An 829-nucleotide genomic window follows, 5' to 3' on the forward strand; every position below is an offset into this window, starting at 1 on the left:
AGAGCTTTCTTATGATAAGCGCTGTATCTTGCTGCGACGATGGGATGAGATGGTATCGTTAACGCGTGCCCAGTTGTACCGGATGTTTCATAAGCAATTATCCGATCAAGAGGCAAATGATCAGGCACAAAATCAGTGATACTTACACTCAAATCTGAACGATCAATTGTTGGATAGTCTTCGAATCTTTGGACGCTTTTATCGTAATGTTTATAGAAAGGAACACTCTCAAGGCATTTTCCTAGAAAAGGATCGATCCATTTATTTTCGCCGGCGCAGGCTGAAGCATTAAGATTGGTTTCTTCACGGGTAAAATGACCTAATTCGTCTAGCTCATGTTGAGCCAGATGATGACCTGATTGATTCCTGAATATTGGCGCATGAGGCTGATCAACCAAGTGCTTAAGACGAGCACTTCCAGACTCGTCTAAATTTGGCATACGCTCATAATCATTCCAGGGCGCTGCTTGCATGATTATTCCCGTGTCATCTTGTCAGCCGCTTCTTTGGCTTTTTGTTTAGCTAAAGCAACTCGAAGATCGTGAGCTCTTTGCTCTGCTACTTTCGCGGCTTTGAGAACCTTCATTCTTTCCAGCGAGCTAACCGCTTGTAATCTATCTTCAGCTTGGTTGTTTGTCTCTCCTTTTGGTCGCAGGTTTATGGAAGACAGTACAACTCGAATAAACTCTTCTCTTCTATCAACATCATTGATGTATACCTTGTTGGTTCCAGCTTGGGCCAGTTCTTTAGCTGTGTTTTCAAAGGCATCCAACAGAAGAGCCAGTTCAAACCTAAAGCCCTTAAAGCTGTTATCCATTAAAAAATACGC

The 829-nt window shown here is 42.7% G+C and carries 2 protein-coding genes; both read right to left on the reverse strand.

The features are described 5' to 3' along the window. Positions 1-473: hypothetical protein (locus A3766_RS28475; protein WP_197479825.1), on the reverse strand; the 473-nt coding region annotated here is incomplete at its 3' end. Positions 474-475: 2 nt separating this feature from the next. Next, a partial coding sequence (locus A3766_RS28480) for a hypothetical protein (RefSeq protein WP_231883030.1) occupies positions 476-829 on the reverse strand: 354 nt, incomplete at its 5' end.

The sequence above is a fragment of the Oleiphilus sp. HI0132 genome, assembly GCF_001635845.1.